Origin of the sequence: Rhizobium sp. BK008, from assembly GCF_014197345.1 — a bacterium.
GTDB classification, from domain to species: domain Bacteria; phylum Pseudomonadota; class Alphaproteobacteria; order Rhizobiales; family Rhizobiaceae; genus Rhizobium; species Rhizobium anhuiense.
In genome coordinates this window covers 1-21,565 of the sequence record NZ_JACIFK010000013.1, presented here as the reverse complement: position 1 = coordinate 21,565, position 21,565 = coordinate 1, and the positions used below count along the sequence as shown (strand labels likewise).

The 21,565-nt window shown below is 59.3% G+C and carries 21 protein-coding genes and 6 pseudogenes; 9 read left to right on the top strand and 18 right to left on the bottom strand.

All coding sequences use genetic code 11. The annotated features are described in order from the left end of the window. Positions 1-13: 13 nt before the first annotated feature. The 4 genes and pseudogenes from FHT69_RS32205 to FHT69_RS32190 form a co-directional block, all read right to left on the bottom strand. Positions 14-733: a nucleotidyl transferase AbiEii/AbiGii toxin family protein gene (locus tag FHT69_RS32205; protein ID WP_183906472.1), complete on the bottom strand. Its 720-nt coding sequence runs from the start codon at positions 731-733 to the stop codon at positions 14-16. Continuing rightward, positions 730-1,299 carry a hypothetical protein gene (locus tag FHT69_RS32200; protein ID WP_097596152.1) on the bottom strand — a complete coding sequence of 190 codons (570 nt, stop codon included), beginning with the start codon at positions 1,297-1,299 and terminating at the stop codon, positions 730-732. Before FHT69_RS32200 ends, FHT69_RS32205 begins: the two co-directional genes overlap by 4 nt. A 289-nt stretch (positions 1,300-1,588) precedes the next feature. Then, positions 1,589-1,804 (bottom strand): anti-sigma factor family protein, encoded by a 216-nt coding sequence (locus FHT69_RS32195; RefSeq protein WP_097596151.1) that lies wholly within the window; start codon positions 1,802-1,804, stop codon positions 1,589-1,591. Positions 1,805-1,877: 73 nt separating this feature from the next. After that, positions 1,878-2,075 (bottom strand): annotated as a pseudogene (locus tag FHT69_RS32190) (sigma factor-like helix-turn-helix DNA-binding protein); the annotation flags it as partial. On the opposite strand from FHT69_RS32190, the pseudogene FHT69_RS34440 reads away from it, so the two are divergent. Then, positions 2,065-2,377: pseudogene (locus FHT69_RS34440) on the top strand (Fic family protein); the annotation flags it as partial. The pseudogenes FHT69_RS32190 and FHT69_RS34440 overlap by 11 nt on opposite strands. 20 nt (positions 2,378-2,397) lie before the next feature. Here FHT69_RS34440 and FHT69_RS32185 read toward each other — a convergent pair. The 3 genes and pseudogenes from FHT69_RS32185 to FHT69_RS32175 all read right to left on the bottom strand — a co-directional run. Then, positions 2,398-2,880, bottom strand: a pseudogene (locus FHT69_RS32185) (aldo/keto reductase); the annotation flags it as partial. Between the two features lie 73 nt (positions 2,881-2,953). After that, on the bottom strand, positions 2,954-3,835 hold the full coding sequence (locus FHT69_RS32180; RefSeq protein ID WP_183906470.1) for an NmrA family NAD(P)-binding protein: 882 nt from the start codon (positions 3,833-3,835) through the stop codon (positions 2,954-2,956). A 33-nt stretch (positions 3,836-3,868) separates the two neighbouring features. Next, on the bottom strand, positions 3,869-5,134 hold the full coding sequence (locus FHT69_RS32175) for a serine hydrolase domain-containing protein (protein ID WP_183906468.1): 1,266 nt from the start codon (positions 5,132-5,134) through the stop codon (positions 3,869-3,871). 191 nt (positions 5,135-5,325) lie between these two features. Here FHT69_RS32175 and FHT69_RS32170 point away from each other — a divergent pair, with 191 nt between their 5' ends. The 4 genes and pseudogenes from FHT69_RS32170 to FHT69_RS34435 form a co-directional block, all read left to right on the top strand. Next, positions 5,326-6,225, top strand: a complete 900-nt coding sequence (locus tag FHT69_RS32170) for a LysR family transcriptional regulator (protein WP_183906466.1) — start codon at positions 5,326-5,328, stop codon at positions 6,223-6,225. A gap of 389 nt (positions 6,226-6,614) precedes the next feature. Next, positions 6,615-7,157 (top strand): annotated as a pseudogene (locus FHT69_RS32165) (AraC family transcriptional regulator); the annotation flags it as partial. Positions 7,158-7,861: 704 nt separating this feature from the next. Continuing rightward, on the top strand, positions 7,862-8,881 hold the full coding sequence (locus FHT69_RS32160; protein WP_097596147.1) for a DUF4105 domain-containing protein: 1,020 nt from the start codon (positions 7,862-7,864) through the stop codon (positions 8,879-8,881). Positions 8,882-9,066: 185 nt separating this feature from the next. Next, positions 9,067-9,236, top strand: a pseudogene (locus tag FHT69_RS34435) (alcohol dehydrogenase catalytic domain-containing protein); the annotation flags it as partial. A gap of 352 nt (positions 9,237-9,588) precedes the next feature. Here FHT69_RS34435 and FHT69_RS32155 read toward each other — a convergent pair. The 10 genes from FHT69_RS32155 to FHT69_RS32110 form a co-directional block, all read right to left on the bottom strand. Next, positions 9,589-10,653, bottom strand: a complete 1,065-nt coding sequence (locus FHT69_RS32155; RefSeq protein ID WP_183906464.1) for a Gfo/Idh/MocA family protein — start codon at positions 10,651-10,653, stop codon at positions 9,589-9,591. Between the two features lie 16 nt (positions 10,654-10,669). Then, on the bottom strand, positions 10,670-11,119 hold the full coding sequence (gene aroQ / locus FHT69_RS32150; protein ID WP_097596145.1) for a type II 3-dehydroquinate dehydratase: 450 nt from the start codon (positions 11,117-11,119) through the stop codon (positions 10,670-10,672). Positions 11,120-11,147: 28 nt separating this feature from the next. Further along, positions 11,148-11,516, bottom strand: coding sequence for a 5-carboxymethyl-2-hydroxymuconate Delta-isomerase (locus FHT69_RS32145; protein ID WP_097631590.1), 369 nt, complete (start codon positions 11,514-11,516; stop codon positions 11,148-11,150). A 25-nt stretch (positions 11,517-11,541) separates the two neighbouring features. Beyond that, positions 11,542-12,417, bottom strand: a complete 876-nt coding sequence (locus FHT69_RS32140) for a shikimate dehydrogenase (RefSeq protein ID WP_165932291.1) — start codon at positions 12,415-12,417, stop codon at positions 11,542-11,544. 12 nt (positions 12,418-12,429) lie between these two features. Further along, positions 12,430-13,152 carry an amino acid ABC transporter ATP-binding protein gene (locus FHT69_RS32135; RefSeq protein WP_097596143.1) on the bottom strand — a complete coding sequence of 241 codons (723 nt, stop codon included), beginning with the start codon at positions 13,150-13,152 and terminating at the stop codon, positions 12,430-12,432. 64 nt (positions 13,153-13,216) lie between these two features. Then, the gene (locus tag FHT69_RS32130; protein WP_097596142.1) at positions 13,217-14,056 is read right to left on the bottom strand and encodes a transporter substrate-binding domain-containing protein; all 840 of its coding nucleotides are present in this window, start codon (positions 14,054-14,056) and stop codon (positions 13,217-13,219) included. Between the two features lie 51 nt (positions 14,057-14,107). Then, a complete protein-coding gene (locus FHT69_RS32125; RefSeq protein WP_097596141.1) occupies positions 14,108-14,758 on the bottom strand; it encodes an amino acid ABC transporter permease in 651 nt (216 codons plus the stop codon). Between the two features lie 11 nt (positions 14,759-14,769). Next, positions 14,770-15,438, bottom strand: a complete 669-nt coding sequence (locus FHT69_RS32120; RefSeq protein WP_097596140.1) for an amino acid ABC transporter permease — start codon at positions 15,436-15,438, stop codon at positions 14,770-14,772. A 76-nt stretch (positions 15,439-15,514) separates the two neighbouring features. Then, on the bottom strand, positions 15,515-16,345 hold the full coding sequence (locus FHT69_RS32115) for a sugar phosphate isomerase/epimerase family protein (RefSeq protein ID WP_183906462.1): 831 nt from the start codon (positions 16,343-16,345) through the stop codon (positions 15,515-15,517). Further along, entirely contained in the window at positions 16,346-17,080 is a 735-nt protein-coding gene (locus FHT69_RS32110; RefSeq protein WP_097596138.1) for a GntR family transcriptional regulator, read from the bottom strand. A 285-nt stretch (positions 17,081-17,365) separates the two neighbouring features. Between FHT69_RS32110 and FHT69_RS32105 the strand changes: the two genes are divergently transcribed. Genes FHT69_RS32105 through FHT69_RS32090 form a run of 4 tightly spaced genes read left to right on the top strand, consistent with a single transcriptional unit; the run spans position 17,366 to position 20,605 of the window. Beyond that, positions 17,366-18,259 (top strand): dioxygenase, encoded by an 894-nt coding sequence (locus FHT69_RS32105; RefSeq protein ID WP_183906545.1) that lies wholly within the window; start codon positions 17,366-17,368, stop codon positions 18,257-18,259. Between the two features lie 21 nt (positions 18,260-18,280). Beyond that, the gene (hpaH, locus tag FHT69_RS32100; protein ID WP_183906460.1) at positions 18,281-19,063 is read left to right on the top strand and encodes a 2-oxo-hept-4-ene-1,7-dioate hydratase; all 783 of its coding nucleotides are present in this window, start codon (positions 18,281-18,283) and stop codon (positions 19,061-19,063) included. 8 nt (positions 19,064-19,071) lie between these two features. Next, positions 19,072-19,839 (top strand): 4-hydroxy-2-oxoheptanedioate aldolase, encoded by a 768-nt coding sequence (gene hpaI, locus FHT69_RS32095; protein ID WP_183906458.1) that lies wholly within the window; start codon positions 19,072-19,074, stop codon positions 19,837-19,839. A 34-nt stretch (positions 19,840-19,873) separates the two neighbouring features. After that, a complete protein-coding gene (locus tag FHT69_RS32090) occupies positions 19,874-20,605 on the top strand; it encodes a transporter substrate-binding domain-containing protein (RefSeq protein ID WP_097596134.1) in 732 nt (243 codons plus the stop codon). A 413-nt stretch (positions 20,606-21,018) separates the two neighbouring features. Here the strand turns inward: FHT69_RS32090 and FHT69_RS34730 are convergent. Further along, positions 21,019-21,463: pseudogene (locus FHT69_RS34730) on the bottom strand (helix-turn-helix transcriptional regulator); the annotation flags it as partial. Positions 21,464-21,565: the final 102 nt, after the last annotated feature.

The following is a 21,565-nucleotide window of genomic DNA, read 5'->3' as shown; positions in this document are numbered from 1 at the left end:
ATACCAGCTTGCTTCAATGCGCATGGGCGCCACCGTCTGCGCAATGACTTATGGCAACGTAGCGCTCGCGCACGATAGCCACGCGGCCGGGCTGCCCACGCAAATTTCCCTCAAGGAACTCGTCAAAGTCGCGATGCTTGAGGAGCGCCTGGAATTGTTCAGCGACGTATGTCTTGACGTCGAGATCAGCATTCGCCAGTTCTTGAACAAGTTCCTCTCTCCCATCAAGGACGAGAAGTATGTCCTCGGCGTCCCTGCTGGAGAAAGGGTCACCACCGCCTCTGCCGGCGAATGCTTCCAGCTTCGTCGCTATAAAGAGGGCGGGCGTGAGGAGCCGGATGGTGAGAGTTTCAGTGAGTTGGTGAATCTCAGCGGTTTCGATACCTTTTGCGTACCAGCGGTTGCTAAAGCCAAGGATCGCTTCATCATCCGGCATGAAATCGACTTTGAGCGGGCCGAGCCGCATTCGGCAGATGATGTCGTCATCCGAGGACTCTTTGAACCCCCTTTCTCTCAGCTGTTCCAATAGTTGGCCCCATTCGGCAAGCCCCGCGAGATCGACAATAAGGTCGATATCGTCGGTGGCCCTGACATCTTCGAGGGTCACCGGGTCTGTGATGAAAAGTGCGGTCGTACATCCTCCGACGAACACAAGGCGATCGCGCAAATCCTGCTCCAGCGCCGTTGCTACGACTTTCAACATTTCGAGCAGCTGGCCGCGGACAGTCGTCATTTACCGAGTATCCTTTTCGAGAGCCGATCGCTTGCCAAACCCACTTCTCGTTGGTTTCCAAGGCGGATCGCGTCGCAGAGTGCCAGATATTCGTAGAGGCGCACGTCCTTTTGGACTGCTTCCGGTACACTCTTGAATAGCGGTTCGACAGACTGGCCCATTTCGCGGGCGCTTGGGTGGGGCCAGACGTAAATATAGTTGCCAGCGCTGACCAGAAGGCCCTCGAGCATAGGTGCCGCAAAAGCGGTTGGAATGCCTCGCTGCATTGATCCGGGTTTTGCCGGAAAGGTGAATTTCAGGCCGTGCACGATGAAATTGAATAGGTTCCTCCGGCTCGGCTTGGGTCGGCCAAGGTCGCGATCTTTGCTGGCAATGCCAGACGCTAGGCTCCTCTTGATCGACTCATTGACCTCGGTCTTGCTTATACCGAGGGATGCCTCCAAATTTCGGACGGAATATGGGTCATCGCCTTGCGCCTCTAGGCGCTCGCGTTCGCCCCCTTGCTCTTGTTCCTGCTCCTGGAGGCTGATGAGTTTGAGCAGTATGACGATGTCCTGGCTTTTCATAAATCGTCCTGACTGGCGTCCTCTGTCCTAGGACCAAGGACAGAAAAGCACGCCGAATCACTGTTGTCAAAGCCTGCGCTGCCTTTCCAACCTTTGTGGGCATCGTCTCTGACCTGATGTCCGGAGCGAGAACAAAGGGCCAGGTCACCGGGGTTGCGATAGATCCGCGGTCCTTCTGAGTCTGAGTGTCTGCCTCGACCGCGAAGGCCCCGGTGGAGAAGATCACGATATTCTGCGGGGCACGAGCCCGGGTAAATCGTCTTTCAGGGGAGCCGATGTCACTCGCGACTTAATCCTCAATGTTGCACGCTTCGGCTGCAGCGGCAAGCCGCCAGGTGGAGACCCTGTTTTGCCGTCTGGTGGCGATCATGTGATTGAGATTGAGCCGGGTGGGGATCGGTTCGTCGACGATGGGATCGAAGGCGCGATGCAGAATTGTGCGTTGGGAGTTGTAGGCGGAAAATCGGATGGCGACCTCCGGGTGCTTTTCGAGATAAGCGGACACTTCGTCCCTGCGTGCAGCTTCGAGGCGGCCGTCAATAAGGCGTGCAGATCGTCTTCGGTGATTGGCCTGTCTGTCATTTCACTCTCCGCAGATGCGAGCCAGCTCTAGCGCCCCTGGCGGGACTTTCCAAGATCTGCCGCAGGCGCTCACGTGCGCGCGACAGTCGCGACATCACGGTTCCGATCGGGATCGCCAGGACTTCGGCGACCTGGGCGTAACTAAGGTCTTCGACCGATACCAGCAGCAGCACGCTACGCTGCTCTTCCGGAAGGGAATATTATCGATTACTGCAAGAGGTCCGTGAATATGGAAACTGGGAAGCTTGGCTAGACTTCTTCCTGACAGGTGTAGCCGACACCGCCAACCAAGCATTTGAAGCTGCCACTCGGATTGTCGAATCAGATCGTTCAAATGACAGGCCTTTCCGCGCCGACTGTCAATGCAGCGCTCGCTGACTTGGAGCGGTTGGGGATTGCCGACGAGGTGACAGGTCGCAAGCGTGGCCGTGTTTTCAGCTACCGTAGGTATCTCGCAATCCTAAGCGAAGGCACTGATCCCCTGCCTGCTACGTGACTAAATCACGGGTCGCAAGCCTGATCCAGAAGCCAGGCTATGGCGATCTGGGCGGCGGTGGCGCCGTGCTTTTCACCGATCCTGGCGAGCACGGGATCTTTTGCGGCACGGCCTTGCGCAAGTGGCGCGTAGGCGGTCACGGTGATCGCGTCCAACATGGTGCTCATGTTCATGTTCGTCGACGGCCAATGGACGAGGAAGAGATCGATATGGTCGAGGCGAAGCTTGCTGAGGCTCGTGTCGAAGGACCGGCGCAGGGCATCGGGGGAGAGCTTGTCGTGCCAGACCTTAGTGGTGACAAAGAGGTCCGCGCGGTGTATGCCGGAGGCCGCGAGCGCCGCGCCGATGGCGGCTTCATTGTCGTACATGGCGGCGGTATCGATGTGGCGGAAGCCGAGGGCAAGCCCGCTTTCGACCACCGGTCGGGCGGTATCGCCCGGCATCCGGAAAGTCCCCATTCCTAACCGGGGGATAGCGACGCCGTGAGTTTCAATCGTTGCCATGATCGTCGTTTCAAGCTGCGAGGGACGCGGCAGCAGAGGTAGAAGCCGTCCGCCGCCCGTTCTCCCGGCGGGCTCAGGTGGTCTCGCTCGCGGCCGCCTGCCGGACCAGCACTTCGATCACCTGCTCAAGTGATGTCGTGCCCCTGGCACGGTTTCCGCCGTGGGCCTTGAAGGCAATCCAGTCTTCGTTGAAGCCGTCGAGCATACGCATGCGCGGTTGTGGGTTTCGCGTACCCTGGGCACGGAACAGGCCCTCCCAGCTGTCCCGCGGGACGATCTCCACCCGCACCGGATGCCCGAGCACCGACGCGAAGGCATTGGCGAGATCGTTGGGCGAGACCCGTGCAGGGCCTTCAAGTTCCACCACCCGCTTGCCGATCCATTGCTGGCGGATAAGATCTGCGGCAAACCGGCCGATGTCCTGCGTCGCCACCATAGCGAAGGTCTTGTCGGCAGGCTGGAGGAAGGTGTGCAGCACGCCATCGTCGCGGGCCGAGGCGACGTCCCAGGCCGCATTTTCCATGAACCAGCCGGGCCGCAGGAAGGTGACGGGAAGATCGAGCTCGCCGAGGGCTTCTTCCAGCATCGTCCGCTGGCTCAACAAATTGTCCACTTCCGCGTCGGCACCGATGGTGGAGAGGCAGACGACCCTTTCCGGGCTGGCAGCAAGGAGAGCGGTCGTCAGCACCTCATTCTGCTTCGCCGCTTCCGGATAGCCGGGCGCCGGATCGAATTCCGACGGCGGCAGGATGAAGACGCCCTTGGCGCCCTTGAACGCGGCGGCAAGCTGCGCGGCGGCGTCCATCTCGGCAAAGGCGATTTCGCAACCGCGCTGGCGCCAGATTTCCGCCTTGGCGGGGTCGCGTAGCACCGCGCGGACCGGTTCTCCGGCTTCGATCAGGGTTTTCGCCAGCGCGCCGCCGACCTTGCCGGTAATTCCTGTAATCGCATACATGAGATGTCTCCTGGTGTTGAGGTCGGGAATGGATCAGGCGAGGCCGTCGTATAGGCCGCGCTCGAATGTGCCGTAGAGCTTCACGACCTTTTCGTCGTAGAACGGCAGAACCTGGGTGAAGACGGCGCCGGTCACCTTCCGGACCGGATCAAGCCAGAAGTAGCAGTTGAGCAGGCTGGCCCAGGAAATGCTGCCTGCCGACCGACCGTTCGAACCGGGCAGGGTGTTGATGTCGAACGAATATCCCCACTTGTGGGGCTCACCGGGAAACTGGTCGAAGCTGCGGGAGTAACCGGGCTGGGCCGTCGTCATGGCGTGCACGTCGAGGTCGCCGATCTGGTTGCGCATCATCGCGGCGACCGTTTCAGGCTTCAGCACCCGCGCTCGCCTATGGGTGCCTCCGTTCAGCAGCATTCGCAGAAAGGCCATGTAGTCGCGTGGCGTGCTGAAGGCGCCACCGCCGCCCATGAAGAATTCCGGCCGTTGTGGCATTTCGAAGGGCGCGGGTGTCAGTCCGCCGTCGGCGTTCCGGTTGTGGAAGGTGGCGACCCTGCCCTTCTGCTTGCTGCCGATCAGGAAGCCTGAATCTGTCATGTCGAGCGGGGCAAAGATGTTCTCGCGGAAATAGACCTCCAGCGACTGGTCGCTGACCGCTTCCACCAGCTTTCCGACCCAGTCCATGCTGATGCCGTATTGCCAGCGATCGCCGGGATCGAATTCGAGCGGTGCCAGGAAAGCACCGTTCTGGCTGGTCGCGATGTCCGGTATTCCTGTAACCTGCTCGTAGCGGATCAGCGCATCGCTCCAGATTGAATGGGTGAGCAAGTGCCGCACCTTGATGGCCCGCTTGGCCGGACGCAGGCGTGGCTGGCCGTCACCGTCGAAACCCTCCAGCACCATCGGATTGGCGAGTTCCGGCAGATATTTCGCCGCATCGTCCTCGGGATCGATCCTGCCTTGCTCGATGAGTTGCATGCAGGCCGTGGCGGTGAAGGCCTTCGTCATGGACAACAGCCAGAACACCGTATCGGCGCGCATCGTCGCTCCGGTCACTGTACTGGCCTTTCCGAATGTCCCTTCGTAGATCATGCCGTCCGGTCCCGCGGCTGTGGCAACGACTCCTGCCACGGTCCCGTCGCGAACGGCCTGCTCCATCGCCATGTCGATCTTTTTGAACTTTCCGGACCGCGCTTGCGGTTTGGCTGCCAGCGCATGAACCGGCGTATTCGCAGCGACTGTACCGGCTGCGAGCAAGAGGCCGCCGCGCGCCAACAGGCTTCTGCGTGAGATCGCACTCATGGATGAAGTTCTTCTTTGCAAGACCGGAGATTTCCGCGGTTCCGGCATGCCGCTGGCGCCGTCCGGGCGCTGAGGAAGTATTTATGGGACGAACAAAGATGATTCACGCGCATAAAAATCAAAGGTAAGATGATTTCAAATCATCATAATAAGACGGTCGGCGAAGTCTGACCTTGCGGCGGAGAGGGTGCATGAGTTTCGACACGCGGCTGCTGACCGGGGTCGGCGTTTTCGGGGCAGTGATCGAGGCGGGCAATTTTGTGCGGGCCGCGGATGTTCTCGGCCTCACGCCATCGGGGGTTAGTCGTGCGGTAGCGCGGCTCGAACAACGCGTCGGCGTCAGATTGTTTGACCGCAATCCGCGTGAGGTTACGCTGACGGAAGAGGGCGCCCGCTTCCATGCAAGGATAATGCCGTTGCTGGCCGGGCTGGAGGAGGCGGCCTCCGAAGCCGCAGGTTCGGCGGCATTCGTCGGCGGGCGGCTCAGGGTTTCGATCGATCCCTGGTTCGCGCGCATGGTATTGGCGCCGAGGATCGGTGAATTTCTGGCGCTCTATCCCGCTGTGACACTGGATCTGACCACCAGCAACTATCGTGAAGAGATGATGAGCGGTGCGGATGTCGCCGTGCGGTTTGGTCCGCCGGACGAATCGTCGCTGATCGCGCGCAAACTGCTTGACGTACCGGTGCTGACCTGTGCCGCCCCAGGCTATCTCGACCGTCACGGAGTTCCCACCACGCCCCACGACCTGATGCACCACGATTGCATTCTCTTTCGCGACCCGCAGACCGGGCGACCGTTCACCTGGGAATTCCAGGGGGATAACGGCGCCTTCGAGATCAGGGCGGCGGGGCGGTTGGTCATGGACGATCCCTCCGCTGCCGTCGCGGCCTGTCTGGCGGGGCAAGGCATATTCCAGAGCTTTGCCATCGGTCTCGACGAGTGGCTTGAGAACGGGGCGCTCACGACGATCCTGACGGAATGGTCCTACGAGCAGTTTCCGCTGTACGCCTATCATCCGTCACGCCACATGCCGCCGGCCAAGGTGCGGGCTTTTCTGGATTTTGTTCAACGAATCGTGGCGACGTAGCGCGGGAGCATTCTTGCCGCCTCGCATGTTTGGTGTTGCATATCGGTCGCATGAGCCGGCGGGGAGCGGGTCAATCACCGAGCTCACGCGTTTTCCTAGCTGCCAATAGTGGCCAAAGGAGAACTGAAATGGGTATTGCCTAATACGATCCTAGCGCATTGGGCCGTCCGGGATGGAACGCCGGCCGAAAGGTCGGCGTCAACTGGCGATATCAAGTGGTCCTTGAATAAATGAATGGTGCACGGAAACGTCGTGTACCCCCGCCTTTTAGAGAAGGTCAGGGGCACGGTATTCACATGACGACGTTGCCAGAAGAGCCGGCGGCGAGGCACGCGATTACTTGGCTCCTGCTGCAGCCTCGATGACTGCGGCGACTTCTGCGGCATGCGACGAAGGGACTGGCTTATTTTATGATGATGGAAGCTCAGACCGTGCATCCCGGCTCCTCCGCACTGCCGGCCGTGATCCACATTGAAAAGTCGGACGGCCAGACCGGCGGATGGCTTCGTGATGATCTCCCGGCTCATCGACGTGTTGATCATCCGGGTCATTCGAACCTGGGCACAGAGCAAAAACGCGGGTGATACCGGATGGCTGGGGGCGTTGGCGGACCCCGTATCAGCCGTGCCCTCAAGGCCATTCACGACGACCCGTATCGCAAATGGAGCGTCGCCGATCTTGCGCGCGCGGTGGGAATGTCTCGGTCCAGCTTTGCCGAACGGTTCACTTCGTTGGTGAAGGAAGCGCCCTTGTCGTACCAGAACCGGTGGCGGCTCACTCTTGCACATGGGCTCATGCGGCATGCCAATGCGCGTGTCAGCGACGTTGCCAGAAGGATCGGTTACGAATCTGAAGCAGCCTTCAGACGAGCGTTCAAAGCTCAGTTCGGGATTCCTCCGGCGAGTGTCCGATCAGCAGATCCGCAGCCCTAGTTGTCTCTGTAGCGTTCACGAGCGTGCGTTACCTCGGCCCGGTGTTGCAGGGTCCAGGCGTGCAGCGCACGGAGTGGTGCTTCCAGTGTGCGACCCAATGTCGAAATTTCATAGGCAACGGCGATAGGCGATAGGCTGACAATCCGCCGAGGGCTCAACCCGATGATGCGGCTTCACGAGAGGCTTCGCGCATCATCTGAGCTCGTGCACGTAATGGGCCTACCGCAGCAGGAACAGCACGGCGCTCGTTACCAACATGCTGACCAGGAAATAGGGCGCGTTCACCATCGTGTAGTAGAACAGATCGGCCGAATATGTAGCACGAAGGTTACAATCTCGATAGCCCTGCGTGAAAGCCAGTCCCAACTCGTGAAGGTCTTGCACATCCGTTCTCAAAAGTCGCAAATTTTGATGGCGAACTGTATCTATTTGAGAAATCCGCCCTGGTTATCAGCTAGTTGAGGCCACATGGCTCAGCGCTCCGTCTGGCTCCTTTCCGCCGGGCATTGGGAACTTCGAATGTCGTCGTAACCTCGTCAACGGGGTGCCAGTTGGCACCGTCGGTCACGCCAGCGGAATTCAAGCCACACCAAGATGGAGGATCCGACGGCCTGTCGCTTCGGATAGGTTCTGGGCTTCGAGCCCGGAAACCGATAGGGTCCCATGATCAAGACGGACGCTTCAAACTCGTTTGGAAAAGCAAAATGGTTCGACCGGCCCGTGCGATCGTCATTGCAGTGCTCGTGTTGCTTGTTGCCTTTGCATCGGCCTGGTCGTCGCTCGCGCTTTGGTACCGTTTGCCGTTGCCCGATGTCGGCAGGCAAGCCAGCGCCATCTTGTTCGGGCTTTTTGGCGCCTCCGTCGTCGTGGCGCTCTTTGGCAGACGGCGCTTTCGTGCGGTCCTCGCGTTTGCGGCCGCGTTCGTCCTGGTTCTCGTCTGGTGGAGCACGATCGAACCGCCGGCAAATGGAGCGTGGGCTCCGGACGTCGCACGTCAGGTCACCGGCGAATTCGACGGTGATATGTTGACACTGACAAATGTCCGCGATTTCGAGTGGCGCAGCACCACCGACTTCACGGAACGATGGACGACGCGCAGTTACGTCCTGAACAAACTGAAGAGCGTCGACATGTTCATGTCTTACTGGTCAGGTCCGGCCATCGCGCATGTCATCATGAGCTTCGGCTTCGACGACGGCCGCTATCTGGCGTGGTCCATCGAAGTGCGTCGCATTTCAGGAGGTTCGTTCTCACCGCTGGCAGACCTCTTCAAAAACAGTCCTCTGGTCATCCTCGCCGCAGACGAAAGAGATGTGATCGGCCTCCGCTCCAATTTTCGCGGTGAGGACGTGCAGATCTACCGCCTGAAGGCGTCGCCGGCAGCTGCGAGGCTTCTTCTGCGCGAGTACGTCTCCGACGCAAACGCGCTCGCGGTCAAGCCCGCCTTCTACAATTCGCTGACGACGAACTGCACGACGACCATCATCAAGATGATGCGTGTCGCAGGCGACGCCGTGCCGATGGACTGGCGCCTCGTGGTCAACGGATACCTGCCGGAATACGCCTATGACCGTGGCGCGCTGGACACCTCGGTTCCCTTGTTGCAACTTCGGTCGGCCGCACACATCGCTGCAAAGGCGCACAACGACGGTCTTTCGCCGATGTTTTCGCAGGCCATTCGTGTCGGCGTCCCGTCGCCAGAGGGCGCGTTGTTGAAGCGTTGAGCAAGCAAAACGGCTAGGCAGCAACATAATGCCTCCAGAGATTTTGACTACGATAGGCCCTGCTTTTCGGGCTTTTCGTATTCGGCTCAGCACTATGGGTTCTTATCGCACGACACAGATAGCCCCTTGGTGATTTGCCTCGGGGACGTACGGCGGGTTACTTATGCTATTGTGGCCCTGATCTCATGCGGCTCGAGAATTTCGAACCGACCCTACCGGGCAAGGGCGAAGTGGCCGTCAAGGTTAAGATCGCTGCCATCAATCCGATTGATTGGAAGGTTGCGCCGGTCAGATGAAAATCGTGACGGGCAAGACATTTCCCCGTGCGATGGGCATGGAATCCGGTACGGTTATCAAGCCTTATCGTCTGGTTTGATATAGTATTATGCATAACTAAGTCTGATGATGCGCTTCTTTATATCATCAACTGCGCCGCTCAGCGAGTACAATTAAACGGACCCGGTGCAACGGTCTTGAGCCCAAGTTGTAAGCACCTTTGTTTTCGTAACTTCCGTAAAATTCTAAGGTAATTACAGCAAGGTCCATGCCGCCATTTCAAATCCATAGCTTAAGCATGATTGCCGGAAGGTCTTCAGTTCATATCTTTTCAAGGCGAGCATTTCCCTGCCGATCAGTTACAACCCGGAGGGTCCTTCTCAGCAGTTCCGCGGATCCGACACCAACCCGCCGATCGTCTTCATAGTGCTTCAACAACCCGGCGCGTTGGGTTGTCTCGATCCTAGAACGACGCGCTCGCCACTTGCCGCGGATTGTTTGACGGCCAAAATGACCTTTAGTGTGTTCAGCCCTTCGCGCCCGCTGACCAACGGCGCTTCTTCATCGCGGATCACCTTGCAGAACTGCCGAATCTGTAGCGCCAGCGGGTCTTCGTACTGGACGGCGACGCGGCGCTTTTCGAACGGCTCCCACCAGCTACGTTTTATGCCGTTCTTCCACACGGCGAGCGCAGGGATAGTCAGGGACCCGCGGGTCCCTCCGATCAAGTAACATGACTCTTCCGTTTTCGGGTAGACTGGGTTTTCACCCGTCGTCATCTCCCAGCTCCAGGGTGCGACGACGGAGTCCGAAACGGACGCTGTGGCAAGAAGACCGCTTGCGAATTCCATCAGGATCACCGAGGTCTCTTCGACGGCGTTGCCGCGGACGGCACTGGATTCGCGCGCCTGGACGGCAACGATGTCGCCAAAGAGGTAGCGCAGGTTGTCGACGTCGTGGATCAGGTTGAGGAAGACCGGGCCGGCCCCCGCCTGGCGCCGCCATTCGATGTCGAAATAGTCATCCGGCTTGAACAGCCAGAACATCGCGTTGGCGACGAGGATGTGGCCAAGCTCGCCGCTGTCGATGATCTCTTTCGCCTTCTGGATCATCGGATTGTGGCGGCGACGGTGGCCGACCAGAAGCGGAACGCCGGCGGCTTCCGCCGCACCGATCAGCTTTTCACCGGCCGCGACATCGTCGGCAATCGGCTTTTCGATCAGCGCCGGCACCCCGGCGGCAACGGCTTCGAGACCGTTGGTGACATGGATTTGGTTGGGCGTCGCGACGATGATGCCGTCGGGACGATCCGTCTCGATCATTGCCGCGAAGCTCGGAAACCATTTAGCGCCGGATTCCCGCGCGATCTGCTGCCCTAACGGCATCGGATCGACGACGGCCAGGAGTTCCGCCTGCGGCTCGGCAAGTACGTGCTCGATATGTCGCTTGCCGATCAGGCCTGCGCCGAGCACCGCAAGCCTTACTTTCCGTTCCATGCCGGCCCCTTTCGCGTCACTTCTTCTCGGCCGACATGATCAGGCTTGCCACCCGGCGGATCGCTAGCTGATAGCCTTCGGTGCCAAGACCGGCGATCACGCCATCGGCGCGGTGCGAGACGAAGGAGTGATGGCGGAAGGCTTCGCGCTTGTGGACATTAGAGATATGCACCTCGATGACCGGCTGTTCGAAGGTATTGAGTGCATCGAGAATCGCAACGGAGGTGTGGGTGAAGGCGGCCGGGTTGATGACGATGCCGGCGCCGTCCTCACGCGCTTCGTGGATCCAGTCGATGATCTCGTATTCGCGGTTACTCTGGTGAAAGCGGATGTCGTGACCGAGTTCAGAGGCGAGCCGGCGGCAATCGGCCTCGACATCGGTGAGCGTCTCGTGGCCATAGATATGTGGCTGGCGCTTGCCGAGCAGATTGAGGTTTGGGCCATTTAGGACGTAGATGAGGCTCATACTTGTTCCTTTCAAATTGCCGGAATGGTCACGGCAGTGTTGTCTCGTGGATTGCAAAATCGGGATCGGACTGGATGAGATCGGCACGCAGGGCGCAGCGCCCCTCGTCAAGTGCCGGACGTACGACGCCATCGGCTGCGTCATAGACCGTCTGCAATATTGCCCGTTTTTCGTCAGGCGTACGGCCGGGCGCGATCCGCAAGATGATCTGCACGAACTGATTGTCGGGATGCTCGTCGGCAACCAGCGAATGAGTGGCCTCGCGGGCAAAAGTGCGCACGGCATTTGGCTTGACCGCGCCGCTTTCACGCACGCTGCGATGAACGGCCTTCACCAGCGCCGGCACGTCCATACGTCTGCCGGCTCCCTCGCTATATTCGATTACGATATGGGGCATCGTTTTCTTCCTTCGCCAGCCTGGATCAGGAGGCTCGGCACAGTTCGTTGAAATGGGTGCTCATGCGTTCGGCGTCCGGTTCGATACCGCTGAAGAGCTTGAACGCCGCGGCCGCCTGAAACACCGTCATTCCGCCACCGGGCAGGGTGCGGCAGCCAAGGCGGGTTGCAAGCGCCAGAAGCTCGGTCATGAGCGGCATGTAGACGATGTCGGCGACCCAATGATGGGGCTCCAGCCAACTTTCCTCGATCGGCAGGCCCGGATGGTTCTTCATACCCGTTGGTGTCGCATGGATGAGCCCATCGGCGGTCCGCAGCGCTTCGCCGACATCGGTGATCGCGAAGGCGCGTTCTGCGGAAAAGCGGCTGTTCAGATCCCCCGCCAGCTTGCTGGCGCGTGCACTATCCTGATCGAAAATCGCGAGACGCTTGATGCCGAGTTTCATCGCGGCATGTGCCACCGCGACGCCAGCGCCGCCGGCGCCCAGAAGGACAGCCCGATGCCGCGGAACATCAGGAAGACCGCGCCGAAAGTTTTCATAGAAACCGTACCAGTCCGTGTTGTGACCGGTCCGTCTTCCATCCTTGAATACGACCGTGTTGACGGCGCCCAGCATGAGCGCGTCCTCGGACATATCCGTCAGATGTGGAATCACCGTCTGCTTGCAGGGGTGGGTGATGTTGCTGCCGGCAAAGCCGCGCGCTTCCTCTTCCGCAAGGAGATCAGGCAGGGCGGTGGCCGGAACGCCGCGCTCCGCAAGGTCGAGGAGTTCATAGCGATAGTCGAGGCCCTGAAGCAGGCCTTCGCGCTCGTGCAGAGCAGGGGATTTCGACATCTGGATATCCGCGCCGATCAGTCCCACCAACACAGCGCGCTTCATCGTTTCGTTTGAAACAGTCATGTGCGGATCGCCTTAATGATGGGCCAGGATTTCGCCGAGGAAGGCTTGGGTGCGCGGATGCGACGGATTGCGAAAGAAGGTTTCCGGCGGCGCTTCTTCGACGATTTCGCCAGAGGCCATGAAGATCACGCGGTCGGCCACCTGCCGGGCAAAGCCCATTTCATGGGTGACGCAGATCATCGTCATGCCGTCCCTGGCCAGACCGATCATCGTGTCGAGCACTTCCTTGACCATCTCAGGATCGAGCGCACTGGTCGGCTCATCGAACAGCATGGCCTTCGGCTCCATGCAGAGCGCCCGTGCAATCGCAACGCGCTGCTGCTGTCCGCCGGAAAGTTGGGCGGGGTACTTGTCGGCCTGATCGAGAATGCGGACACGTTCGAGATATTCGCGGGCGATTTTCTCGGCATCCACCTTGCTGGTGCCCCGAACCCGCATGGGGGCGAGTGTACAGTTTTCTAGAATGGTCATGTGCGGAAACAGGTTGAAGCTCTGAAACACCATGCCGACTTCGCGCCGGACGGCGTCGATCGACTTGCTGCTGTCATTCAGCTTTGTCCCCTCGACCGTGATCGTGCCTTTCTCGATTTTCTCGAGCGCATTGATCGAACGGATCAGCGTGGATTTGCCGGATCCGGACGGTCCGCAAAGGACGATTTTTTCGCCTTTGCGGACCGTAAGACTGATGTTCTTCAACGCATGGAATGCGCCGTACCATTTATCCACGCTTTCCATCGAGAGAAACGGGCCTTGAGTGTCAGCGGCGTTTGGCACGGCGATCTCCTGCGTAGAACATGCATCAGTTGATGGTGAAGGGGATGTTCGGAATGGATTCGGGGAACTTCGGAACGTCCACTTTCATCCACTTCGCATAGACTTTGGCGTGCTCGCCGTTCGCCATGATCTTGTCGAGGAAGGCGTTGACGGCTTCATTCCAGTCCTTCTCGCCGAGTCGTGTTCCCACGCCATTGAATGTCGTGAGGAAATCGATCTTGCGTTCATATGTACCGGCGCTGGCTGCTTCCAGACGGTCGAGGTAGAACTGATTGCCACCGACCGCTTGCACCTGGCCGGAAAGCAGCGCCTGGATGGAGGCGGCATCATCGTCGAAGCGCCGGACGGTCGCCGTATCGCCGACAGCGGTGGTCACCGCCTTATCCTGCGAGCTTGACTTTGGAACGCCGATCTCCAAGCCTGCGAGATCGCCGACTTCGGCCATCTTCTTGTCCTTCGGACCATAGAGCGAAATCGTGTTGCCCGCATACGGCTTGCTGTACTGGATGGACTTGGCTCGTTCCTCGGTCATCGCCATGGTGGCAAACAGGATATCGACCTTGCCGGTGACAAGTGCCGGGATGCGATTGGCGACCGCGAGTGGTGAGAACTCGACCTCAACGCCCAGTTCCTTGGCGAAAAGCTTGGCGATATCGGCGTCGAAACCGTCCTGAACGCCGCTCGAATTGACGAAGCCCCAGGGTGCGTTGTCGCCCTGAATGCCGACGACGATCTTGCCCTTGGCTTTGACCTCCTCCACTGTCGCGGCCTGGGCAGACATCGGCGATAGCCATGGGGCGACTACCAGAACTGCCGCTGCGAACAGAATTCTACGGCGCTTCAGGCCGGTATTAATGCTGATCATTACCTTCTCCTCCTTGGTTGATAGAGCTTTTGTGTTTTTTGGATTGCCAACTTACCGGGCGGCCTTTGCCATCCGATTTTCGAGCCGGGTCCCATAGAGAGACAGGGGCCAGCAAATGATGAAGTAGATCGCGCCGACGATGCCGAAGATCAGCAGCGGCCTGTAGGTCTGATTGGAGACGATCTGTCCGGCGCGCGCGAGTTCGATGAAGCCGACGATGGCGGCAAGCGATGTCCCCTTGATGAGCTGGACGAGGAATCCGACGGTTGCCGGCAGGGAAACCTTGAAGGCCTGCGGAAGGATCACGTCCTTCATCCGCGAGATATAATGGAGGCCCAGCGCATTTGCGGCTTCAGTCTGGCCCTTCGGGATTGCCTGGATGCCGCCGCGCCAGACCTCGCCGAGAAAAGCGCTGGCATGCAGCGTGAAGGCGATGGCGACAGCCGCCCATGCCTCGACGCTGATGCCGACAAGTGCGATCCCGTAATAGACCACGAACAGCTGCATCAGCAGGGGTGTACCCTGAAAGACGGAGATATAGCCCGCCGCCGTCTTGCGGAGCGCGGAATGTGCAGACGTCCTGGCAAGCGCGATGATCAGTCCGAATATGCCGCCACCGATGAAACCGATCGCAGATAGAAGTAGCGTCCACTTCAGGCCCTGCAGGAGGAAAAGCATTTCGTTTTGGCCGATAACACTCATTGTCCTGCTCCTCACCGCACCGGATAGCTGAAGAAATGCCGCGAGATCAGCGCAAACAGCCCCATCATCATCCAGGAGATGACGAGGTACATGAGCGTGATCGTGAAATAGACCTCGAAGCTGCGGAACGTATCGGACTCGATGATCTGTGCGACGGAAGTCAGCTCGTAAGCCGCAATGGATGTGCAGACCGATGTGGTCAGCGTCAGCATGATGAACTGGCTGGTCAGCGAGGGATAGATAGCCCTGAGCGCCGGCTTCAGGACGATGAGGCGAAACACCTGCGCCTTGTGCAGGCCGAGCGCGAGCCCGGCTTCAACCTGACCCTTGTGGATGCTGTCGACACCGCCACGAATAATTTCGATGGCATAGGCGCCGCCATTGACGGCGAGCGCGATGATCGCCGTGGCGGTGGGATTGAGGCGAATACCCATCATCGGCAAGGCGAAGAAGATAAAGAAGATCTGCACCAGGAAAGGAGTATTGCGGACCACTTCGACGAAGGCGATGACGGCCGAGCGCAAGGGACGGATATTCGATGTCCGGGCGGCAACGCCGATCACGCCTACCACCAGCGCCAGCGACATGCCGGCCAGCGCAAGGCCGATTGTGGCCAGAGCCCCCATCAGCAGGTCGGGCATCTTTTCGAAGACAACGCTGAAATCCAGCACGTAGTTCATGACAATATCTCTCTCCCGTCGACGGGCTCCTCTGCCTGTCTCCGTGTCGTATTAGCTGTTGCGCTGTTGCTCGTGTTTAGCCGGTCAACGCACGGGTGGCATCGTAAAGGTGACGCAAATGCTCCTCGGGTGTCTGGCTGGAATGGATAGGAACCTCCACCGAGACGGCAGCGACTGCCGGCAACACTTTTATCAGGCTGGCAATGGGAAGCTCGCCCAACCCTGGGGCGAAACGTCCCGTTCTGGCCTCGCTGACCATTTGATCCGCCGTCGTCGGCGCGGGTCCACGGGCATCGCAGAGCTGAATGCTCCTGATCATGCCTTGAGGGGCAGAAGAGACATCCTCGGCTTGGCCGCCATTGCGGAAGAAGTGCAGCGCATCGACCAGCACACCGGCATTGTCCCTGCACGATCCCTGCACGATCGACAGGGTGTCGTCAAAGCTGGCAACAGGGCGCCAGCCCATGTTCTCCAGATCGACGCCCATGCCGAAGGTGGCCGCAAGGTCGCAAAGCGCCGCGAAACTGGCGACAAGGCGCTCCCGATCCGGGTCGTCGCCGCAGACACTGAGACGTCGCGCACCAAGCGCGCTTGCTGCTTCCAGCACTGACGTCAGAGCAGCGGCATGGAAGTCCGGTCCGATGACTACGAATTCGATGTCGTAGAGCGAGATCCCTTCACCATCCAGACGGGCTTTAACGTCACGAGTTGCGTCGCTTCCGGTCGGCAGCTCATAATAGGGAGCGCCGGGAAATGCCGGATGAAGGCGCAGGCCAACCGACGAAAAGCCGGCTGCGGCGGCAAGCGACACAAATTTCGCCGGCTCGACATCAATCGCTGAAAAATGCGCGATCCCCAGCGACGGCGCTGAAATCTTGGCTGGTATTGTTTCCCGCCGCGTCTCCATTCAAGCAATTCCCTTTTCAGCGAGATGCCGTCGCAGATTTGTGCCGGTACGATGGATGTGCTCGCGCAGCCGGTCGCAGGCATAGTCCATATCCCGCGCCACTGTTCCTTGCGCGATTTCGCTATGTTCAACGCTGACATTGCGGTCGCCGGATGTGCGGGTGAGAAATGTGCGCCGATAGCGGTCGTTCAAGTTCAGCATGGTCTTGCAGAAACTGAGAAGCAGCGGCTTCCGGCAGCCCGATATCAGGGTGAGATGAAACTCCCGGTGGACGGCTTCCCACTGTTCAAGCGTTTCGGGTCTTGCCGCATCCCGTTCCGTGCGGTTCAGGCGGTGCAGCGCACGCATGACATTGCCTTCCCAATCGACGTCGCCGACGCGCATAGATTCCCGCAACGCATATGTTTCGAATTCCTCGCGCAAACTGGTGATCTCTTCGAGGTTCGACAGCGAAACGGGCGACACGCGGTAGCCACGATTGTCTTCGAACTCGACAAGTCCATCCGAAATGAGACGCGCCAATGCCTCTCGCAAAGGGCTGAGGCTGACGTTAAAGCTCTGTTTTGCCCGGTCGAGATTGATTTTGCTGCCAGCCTCGAGCTGGCCGGAAATAATCGCCTCGCGCAATCGCGACACCAACTGGCTGGCGATGGTATTTTTGCCGTCATCTAGAAAGGACGACGTTGCCGCCTCCGCGCCGCTTTCCAAAATGGGGCTGCCAGGTCCTGATTGCAATTGACATCCTCCCAGGTGGTTCCGCCGCCTTTTCAGATCGCGGAACTCATTATCGACGATCCGTATAATAAACGATTATTCCTGTCAACAGCTTGATGAGGGTTGGCGTCGATCTTCGGGTCGCACACGGTCACATCCGGATTTTATTGAATAATATCAAATACATTTTACTGAATTTTAAGCGGCCTACGCTCATCCCCTTAAAATATCCCGCATTTCGTGGAGGTTTGGCTTGACAAATAATCGATGATTTTTCAAAACAAGCACGCCCAAGGGAGGTGTGAGATGGTGATACGGACACACGAGGATGTGACGGCGGCTGTTCTGAAGGTGATGGCGCAGACTGCCGATAGCCGGCTTCGCGAGATCCTGACGGCGCTGGTGAAGCATCTGCACGCCTTTGTTCGCGAAGTTCGCCTGACGGAGCCGGAGTTTCGCGATGCCACTGCGGTCCTCAACGAAATCGGCCAATTGCAGACGGACAGTCATAACGAGTTCGTCTTGATGTCGGGCTCGCTGGGCGTTTCGACACTGGTCTGCTTGCTCAACAATGGCGACCAGGGACAAACGGAAACGTCCCAGTCGCTGCTTGGACCCTTCTGGCGCCTCAACTCACCGCGCGTTGAAAATGGCGGTACCATCGTCCGGTCGGATACGCCGGGTTCTCCACTTTTCGTTCACGCGCGGGTGGTGGATGCACACGGTAAACCCATTGCGGGCGCCGAAGTGGATGTCTGGCACGCGTCGCCCGTCGGTCTCTACGAGAACCAGGATCCTGATCAGGCCGAGATGAACTTGCGGGGCAAATTCACGACGAACGCGGAGGGCCGCTTCTGGTTCAGCACGGTGAAGATGATCGGATATCCGATCCCGGTGGACGGTGTCGTCGGTCGGCTTTTGAAGGCCCAGGGGCGTCACCCCTATCGTCCGGCGCATCTACATGCGCTGATCTTCAAGCAAGGTTTCAAGACACTTATTTCGCAGGTTTTCGACCCGAGCGATCCGAATATCGATTCCGACGTGCAATTCGGGGTGACGTCCGCGCTGACCGGCGATTTCGTGCAGCATGACGAACCGCATTCGGAAGATCCGAGTGTGAACGTTCCCTGGTTTTCCCTGGAGTACACATACGTGATGGAGCCCGGCGAAGCGGTTCTGCCGCGTGCGCCAATCAAATAAACAAACGGAAGAACCATACCCATGTTGACGGAAGAAGAACACCGCCGCGCGGCGCAGGCATTGCTGGGCGCCGAGGAAAGCCGGGTGCCCATCCCGCAGCTCAGCAAGACCTATCCACACATCGAAATCGAGGATGCGTATCGCATCCAGGATCTTTGGGCGGAAGGCAGGATTGCCAAGGGCGCGCGCGTCGCGGGCCACAAGATCGGCCTGACGTCGCGCGCCATGCAGATGGCATCGAAGATGACCGAGCCGGATTATGGGCGCATCCTTGATGATGCTCTGTTCAACGATGGCGCTCAGATCAGGGCCGACCTCTTCATCAAGCCGCGCCTCGAAGTGGAACTTGCCTTCGTCATGGGCGAGGATCTCGAAGGCCCGAGTACCCGCATCTACGACGTTATGCGCGCCACGGAATTCATCGTGCCGGCGCTCGAAATCATCGACTACAGGACCGAGGTTCCGCGCGCGATCACAGATACCATAGCGGATAACGCGGCCTTCGGCGCCATCGTCGTCGGCGGTCGCGTGATCCGTCCGATGGATGTCGACATCCGGTGGATCGGGGCGACGCTCTCCAAGAATGGGATCATCGAGGAGTCCGGCGTATCGGCGGCCGTCATGGGACATCCCGCGGCGGGGATCGCCTGGCTCGTCAACAAGCTCCATGCGGTTGGCGGCAAACTGGAAAAGGGGCAGATCGTGCTGGCGGGCTCCTTTACCCGCCCGGTTGACATCGCTGCTGGCGACGTCATCCACGTGGATTATGGCCCGATCGGCGCAATCGGCGTCGCTTTTGTATAGGTTAAAACATGAACCTTCCGGAAAATCGCTTCAAGCGGGCGCTGTTCGAAAAGAGGCAGCAGATTGGTCTCTGGTGCAGTCTGCCGGGCAGCTATGCGGCGGAGGTCGTCGCGCCCTCCGGGTTCGATTGGCTGCTGTTCGACACCGAACACTCGCCAGGCGACGTACTGACTGTCTTGCCACAGTTGCAGGCGGTCGCGGCGTACGATGTCTCGGCGATCGTGCGGCCCGCAAGCAATGATGTGGTTCTGATCAAGCGCTACCTCGATATCGGCGCGCAGACACTCCTCATTCCTTATGTGCAGAACCGTGCGGAAGCGGAAGCTGCGGTCTCCGCCATGCGCTATCCTCCTGCCGGTATCCGCGGTGTATCGGGACTGACGCGGGCGACGCGTTTTGGGCGTGTCTCGGGCTATGCCAGGCGGGCGGAAGAGGAGTTGTGTCTGCTGGTGCAGCTGGAAACTCGCGCCGCACTCGAGGCATTGGAAGCCATTGCACAGGTTGATGGTGTCGATGGCGTCTTCATCGGCCCGGCGGATCTTGCCGCCAGCCTTGGATATCCGGGGGAGCCCGGTCATCCCGAGGTCGTGGCTGCCGTCGAGCATGCGATCAGCCGCCTTGCAGCTCTCGGCAAACCGGCCGGCATCCTGACGCCGGACACCGCTTTTGCCGCCCGCTGCATTGAACTCGGAACGACTTTTACCGCAGTCGGCATCGATGTCGGCCTTCTCGCACGCGGAACCGAGGCGTTGGCAACGAAATTCAGGCAATCGTGACCGCAACATTGCGTTGTCGGGCAGGAGATCGAACATGACCGGCGATGTCACAGCTTCTCTCAGCGCACTGATCCCAAAAGGCTATCTTCGGGCGGCGGTAAACCTTGCAAATATCGCTTTGGTGCAGCACGACCCAGAGACAGGATCCGTTGAAGGGGTCAGCCCACAACTCGCCAAAGAGCTTGCGGAGCGCCTCGGTTGTCGCGTCGAATTCGTCGCATACCCATCAGCAGCCAAGATTCTGGAGCGGGTCGATCACGACGAGTGGGACATCGCCTTCCTGGCCGCCGATCCGGCACGTGAAGACAGGCTGCTGTTTTCGCCTGCCTATGCGATGATCGAGGGTACGCTGGTGGTTCGAGAGGCAACACCGTATCGCACCTTTCAGGACGTCGACGCGGAGGGCGTGGAAATTTGCGTCACCCGCAACGCTGCCTATGACCTCTATTTGTCCCGGCGTCTCGCGCGTGCCAGAATCGTTCATTCGTCTACCCCGGGGGAGGCGCTTGAAATGTTTGTCGAAGGTAAACATCACGCCGCGGCGGGTGTGCGGCAAGCGCTTGAGCGTTTTGCGGGCACCCATAAAGGCTTCCGCGTTTTGGTGGAACCTTTCCTCATTATAAGGCAAACGATCGCTGTCAGTTGTTCCCATCCGGCTGCGGGTCTGTTGGTGCGCGAATTCGTCGAAGAGGCTCGTCAACAAGGATTTTCGGAAAATGTCGTTCGCCATGCACAAGGCAATGGCGTTGCTTTGGCAGAGCAGTAGCGGTACCACAAATAGGTGGCCGACAATGAAGGCAGAGTGTTCAGCGTTTGAGGAGACAGGCTGGGGGCCCGATCGCAGCTTCGATCCCTGGTGGTGACTCAATCAATGGCGGCGTTGGCAACCCTCTCCACGCCGTCTTCGGCGCCTTAATCTTCACCTTGATTCCGATTGGATGCCTTGTCATCGGCTTTGATTCAAGGTTTCTGCAGATTGCCTTTGGCGTCGCATTGATTGCCTCTGTCGCCCTCACGCTTGATCGCAAGACGCTGTCGATCATCAAATGATTGCTTATTTGGCGCGCCAGAGTAAGTTTCCTCGCGAGATCCTCCCATCCGCCACCCTGTGCCCGGCATCAGCGGGGCATTCGGCCCATGCGCGGGTTCGGTGCGACTGGGCGCTCTCATTTCATTCGCGAAATACTGTCCGGCAGAAGCGCCAAAAGCCGTCCTGAACACCGCAATGAAGGCGCTGGGGCCTGAGTAGCCAAGCAAAAGGCGATATCGCCGACGCTTCGGCCGGCAGCGAGCCACTCCACTACTTTGAGAAGTTTCGCCTGCTGACGCCAGGCGCGGAAACTCATGCCTGTCTCAGATTGGAAATGGCGCTGGAAGCTGCGGGGGACATGGCCGCACGTGATGCAAGCGCATCGAGTGGCCAATCGGCACCCGGTTCGTCCCTGATGTCTGAAGCGATGCTACGGAGGCGCTCGGATGCCGGCGAGGGAAGGGACAGCGGCGCGATCGGACTCGCCTGGAGCTGGCCGAGAATGACCGGGATAAGTCTTTCGGCATGGGCACTGCCGGCGTCCGCGCGAGGTATCTCCAGGAACGCCAGGATAAGTTCGCGTAGGAGTGGCGTCCGGTGCAGCCGGCCTGGTTTCGAAGAAGCGATCACGACCGAGCAATCGGCGCCACAGCGAGGAGTTTCGCAATGCGGCGCTGGATCTGATCCGCGAGCGCT